Below are 5467 nucleotides of genomic sequence, written 5' to 3' on the forward strand. Positions count from 1 at the left end.
ACATATATGTAATACTTAATCTCTACCCAAAACGGACGTAATTATCTGATAATAAACGTGATATTTATTTAGCAAGGGAATACTATATGAAGAAAATTGCAACAAACTAATTCTGACTAATATTCAAATGTTGATTATTAGTCAAGGTAAATATGACATTCATTGAAATTTTGCAAGCGAATTATTGTTTCTTACGTAAAACTACTTATGTATATATTTATGAATAATAAGACCTGCAATTTCGATTAATTCTAAAATTGCAGGTCTCATCTATTTATTTAAAACTTATCCTTATATGGAGGCAATATTAAAAAATGTTTTATCGAGGTAAATTATTACTCCATCCCTCTGTTTGTATAACTCCAAAACCTGAATTGACTTCAAAAGAAGGTATTGGGTACACAAATTTTGCGATGTTGAAATTAGTGTACGATCCATCTGCTACACTAATAATTTTGCCTAATCTTCTTGCGTCAAAGAAGCGATGTCCTTCTTGAACCAGTTCTAATTTTCTTTCTTTATCAATGGCATCAATAACCGTTTGATCCTCTGCTATTTCATTGTCATCCAAATCCGGATTTCTTTTGGAAGCTACTTCCAATAGCTTTTCTTTAGCTTTTCCATAATTAGGAGTTGACTGTTTTGCATATGCTTCTGCCTGTATTAAATACATTTCAGGCAGTCTGAAAACTGGCAAATTAGAAATCTGATTATTGGTTGTGATACCACGCATTTTTCCACCAGTCCACGTACCGCCAAGAAGCGCCAGCCGAATATCATTAGGTGAATATTCTGCTACTGTTGCGCTGTTAATAGACAAACCGTATTTATTCCATAAAGTATTCAGAGCATTAGCGGACAAATAATCATCTTCGGCTTTTGCTATAAAGAAAATGTCTTCTGTCGAAACAGCCAATGTCGTGTACATATTCTTATAGTCTTCTTTGGTTGATACAATTGTACCACCACTTAGGGTTATTGCCTCTTGAGCCGCTGTAATAGCCCCTTCGTAATTTTTCATATAGAGTTTTACGCGAGCTTCAAGTGCAGCAACTGCAGCCGTATTCATATACTGTTTACCTACATTTTCAACACCTTCTTTAGCATAATATTCTTTAGCTTTCGTTATATCATCAAGAATCAGGCTATAATTTTGTTCTACACTGACTCTTGACACCTGTGAATAGGCAGGGACGGGTTCAGTAACGTTTACGATACCTAATGTCGTTTTGTTGGCTTCCGAATATGGCAAACCAAACATGTTAGTCAAATAGAAAGAGCAGAGGGCTTTAATAGCATAGGCTTGAGCGATGCATCCTTCCACTTCTGCCAGATCCCCCTTTGTTACTTCTTTAAATGAAGCACCTTCTTTAATGATACGTGCACAACGGTCGATAGCCCAATATCCGTATGCCCATATTTCTTCTATGTATGAATTAGTATCCAGTATCTGATAGCGGAAGATGTCATAGAAATGAGACGTTGCAACGGAATGTGAAGTGATATCCGTTGGCGCATCTCCAATTGCTAATACATCACGTCCCAGAAAACGATATGAACCTAATGTGTAATATACACCATTTAGAGCATTCTGAAAATCTTGGGTAGTAACCAAGGCTTCTTCTGTCGGAACAGAAGTTGATGGCGTTTCTGTCAAGAAGTCATCGCATGCGGTGAATGAAATTGCCATCCAACCGGTTAATAAAGCAAATAATATTTTCTTCATTGTCATAAATTTCTAAAGTTATTTTTTTAGAAGCTAAGATTAAGACCGAACATGATATTTCTAGGTACAGGATATGCCCAAGACTGCATACCGGTAGATCTGGTTTGTGGATCAAATCCTATAAAATCTTTAGCAGTGATAGTGAACAAATTGTCAGCAGAGATATAAACTCTTAAATTGTCAATAGCCACCTTATTCATAAGGTTCTTCGGAAGAGTATATCCTAAAACCATGGATTTCATTCTTAAATAAGAACCATTCATTAAGAAACGGCTGGAATTAGTTTCTGCTCCCGAGTTGTCTCCAGCTACAAATTTGGGTACGTCGGTTATATCTCCCGGCTTTTGCCAGCGGTTGTCATAAACGTAGTTAGATACCGGGCCTAAGAAATAATGTCCAACCTGCATATCAAATGCAAATCCGGAGTTATATACTTTATTTCCCAAGGTGAAACTGGTATCAAAAGAGAAGTCAAAACCTTTGTATTTGAAATTCATTCCAAAGCCACCATAAAATTTAGGATCGGCAGAACCTACAATTCGCTGACCGGCCTCATTTACATTTTTTGTTTTCTCATCCCCTTCTTGTCCTTTATACCACATTGCTTCTCCTGTTTCAGGATCCACTCCTGCATATTCCGGCATATAGAACGTATTATACGCTTCACCAACTTTTCTGATAGTTAGAGTATTCTCAATTGGTTTTTCTGTGGCAAGTTTTATGATTTTATTTTTATTTGCCGTACCAGTGAAGCGAACATCCCAACTGAAATCTTTATTTCTAAGTACGTTAGCGTTAATTAAGAATTCTATACCTTTGTTTTCCATCTCACCTACATTTTTCAGGATAGATCCGAATCCAGTTGTGTAAGAAAGTGGTACATCAAATATCATATCTTTTGTCCGTTGGTTATAATAGTCCACTTCGAGTGTCAGTCTTTCGAAGAAAACAGCATGGATACCAATATCGGCTTTCGCAACAGTCTCCCATTTAAGATCCGGATTGGCTATTTGGTAAGGAATAGCTCCAGGTTTGCCATTATAAGAATATCCATAATTATACAATCCCATTGCTGCATAATAACCAATATCCTGATTACCTACAGTTCCATAACTACCTCTGATAGTCAAATCTGTCAACCAATTTTTGGTATTTTCCATAAAGCTTTCGTTAGAGATTCGGTATTTTGCTCCTATAGACCAAAAAGGAGCCCATTTGTTGTTTACACCAAATCTTGACGAGCCGTCATAACGGAAACTGCCTGACAGATAATATTTATCATTCAAGTTATATTCTGCATTCATAAAGAATGAAGAAAGAGTGCTTGCTTTGGTTGAAGATCCCGCCCCTGTTGGCTTGGAAGCATTGTCCAATTCAAAAACAGCATCACTAGGATATCCACTGGCAGCTGCATAAATTGTTCTATAAGATATTTTCTGTGCTTCTTGTCCCAACAACACATTCAAATGATGCATGTCTTTGAAAGTGCGGTTGAAGTTTACGGTATTGGTAATGGTCAAGGTTGTTGCTCTTTCCTGGTTTCTTTGACCAAGCATACCACTACCGGAATATTGAGGATTATAAATTGAACTGTAAAAAAACTCGTCCAAGTCAATCAAGCTCAATCCTGCATTTGTCTTCCATGTTAAGCCATCAATAATATTATAAGTAAAATATGGATTCACAACCAATGTAATCTGCTTTTGATTGCGTTTATCACCTTTTTCTTTATCGTTAATAGCTACAGGATTATAATTAACATTTGTATTATATGTTCCGTCTTCATTGCGCACCTGTTCAAACGGACGGATGTCATATACTGCTACAATAGGATTAGTATATTGGCTTTCAGTCATAGTGTTGTTTATATCGGAGAGTGCTCCATTCACAGAAAGTCCATATCCTATCCGTCCGCTTTTTCCATCTAAACTAATACGTCCGCTATAGCGTTTCATTCCAGTTCCGATGACGATACCTGTATTCTGAAAATATCCTCCACTAATATAATAGCGCAAATTTTCATTCCCACCTTGAGCACTGATATCATATTCTTGTGAAAAACCATTTTGCAGAATCTCCTTCAGCCAATCCACACTCTTGATATTTTGCGTCAAGTCCACATTATACCAATCCATAACATAGGCATTCAGCCATTCAGCAGAAGTCATGCCATCCTCACCGTCATATCCTGCATTTGTTAGTCCTTCGGTCCAGATCTCTTTGTATTTATCCAGATTTGTCGTACGATAATTATGATCTATCTTACCTACAAAACTAGTTCCGACTTTTGCATTCACATTAAAACGCGCTTTTCCCAGACTACCTTTTTTAGTAGTAACTACAATTACTCCATTCGCTGCACGAGCTCCATAAATAGCTGTAGCTGTAGCATCTTTCAAAACTGTGATGGACTCAATGTCGTTAGGATTGATATTAGCCATCGGACTTGCCGCCATATCCCCTGTTCCGGCTTTGTTATAAGCCCCCATTTTGTCTGTGTAAATGGCAATACCATCAATTACGTATAAAGGTTCAGTTCCAGAGTTCATTGAACCAACCCCACGAATAGTAGTAGAAGCATATGCACCAGGTTGTCCAGTCAAGCTATTTACTTGTAAACCAGCTACTGATCCTTCCAAAGACTTCATAAAGTTTGCATCTGTTTTTTTCATCAAGTCCTTATTATCCACCGTTTGGGCAGATCCCGTAAATGCCGCTTTTTTAGTTACCCCATATCCGGTTACCACAACCTCATCTATTAGCTGTGCATCAGATTTGAGAACCACTCGCAAATTGGGCTTTATCGCCACTTCCTGCGTCTGCATACCGATGTACGAAATCTGCAAAGCCTTTGCAGAACTAAATACAACTATAATATGTTGATTACTAACAATATATATGATGTTTGCTTTCCTTTGGAAATATTTTTTGTTGTAGTTATTATGCAGATTATCAATATATTAAGCACCTACCAAACATATTAGTTTACTGATTTATGATACCAGATTTCTATCAAAAATAGGGCATAACCATCTATTAATTAATTATTTAAGTTCTTATCTTATATGATATAAGCTAAAACTTATTTCCATCTTAACTGTTGAAGATGGTTTTCTTGTTCTAAATTATATCCAATAATTATTGACTATAATAATATATTCATTAGCAAACGGTAATCTAAGAAAAAGAAAAACTCCAGATGAAAAAATGCATATTTTATTACTGTATATTTTAAAATATGCAGGGGTGGATTCAAATATCCTCCAAAATCGCAGAGAATATGATTGATGAATATTTATATTGGATGGTTATATGCTTTTTCTGTATCAAAGAGATTGTGTAATTACATCTAATTATGCAAAAAGAGGTATTTATCATTTATCTGATGCTAAAATGAAAGAACCCCAAATGCCGGATTTTAATAGCTATTAGAGGCTGTCAAGTTTATAAATTAGCTTTTAATCCTTTCCTTTTAAAGAAAGCAAGGGCTTCTCTACGACCAATGACTCGTTCCTTTTAAAGGAACGCTTTATTCCTTTAAATGGGACGAGTGATAATATTCGTAATTATGATGTATCTTTAGATTATATATATGCGTTTTCGGAACTTATATTGCATATTCTTTCATTTAATTATACACACTTTCTTCTATTAGAGAAAATTATACCTTCCATTTCTATAACCAAATCTTAAAAACAGAACACTTTCGTTTAGTTTTTGTGCTTATTATTATTTTTTTGA

General features: G+C 35.7%; 2 protein-coding genes. Both read right to left on the bottom strand.

The genetic code is table 11. The annotated features are described in order from the left end of the window. Positions 1-319: 319 nt before the first annotated feature. The gene (locus BSCG_RS03705; protein WP_008777225.1) at positions 320-1732 is read right to left on the bottom strand and encodes a RagB/SusD family nutrient uptake outer membrane protein; all 1413 of its coding nucleotides are present in this window, start codon (positions 1730-1732) and stop codon (positions 320-322) included. A 20-nt stretch (positions 1733-1752) separates the two neighbouring features. Then, entirely contained in the window at positions 1753-4551 is a 2799-nt protein-coding gene (locus BSCG_RS03700) for a SusC/RagA family TonB-linked outer membrane protein (RefSeq protein WP_250698624.1), read from the bottom strand. Positions 4552-5467 lie beyond the last annotated feature (916 nt).

This window comes from Bacteroides sp. 2_2_4, from assembly GCF_000157055.1.
GTDB lineage: Bacteria > Bacteroidota > Bacteroidia > Bacteroidales > Bacteroidaceae > Bacteroides > Bacteroides ovatus.

Bases quoted from the DNA above. Each gene is read 5' to 3' on its own strand.
- BSCG_RS03705 (WP_008777225.1), bottom strand. From the start codon at position 1,732: ATGACAATGAAGAAAATATTATTTGCTTTATTAACCGGTTGGATGGCA.
- BSCG_RS03700 (WP_250698624.1), bottom strand. From the start codon at position 4,551: ATGCAGACGCAGGAAGTGGCGATAAAGCCCAATTTGCGAGTGGTTCTC.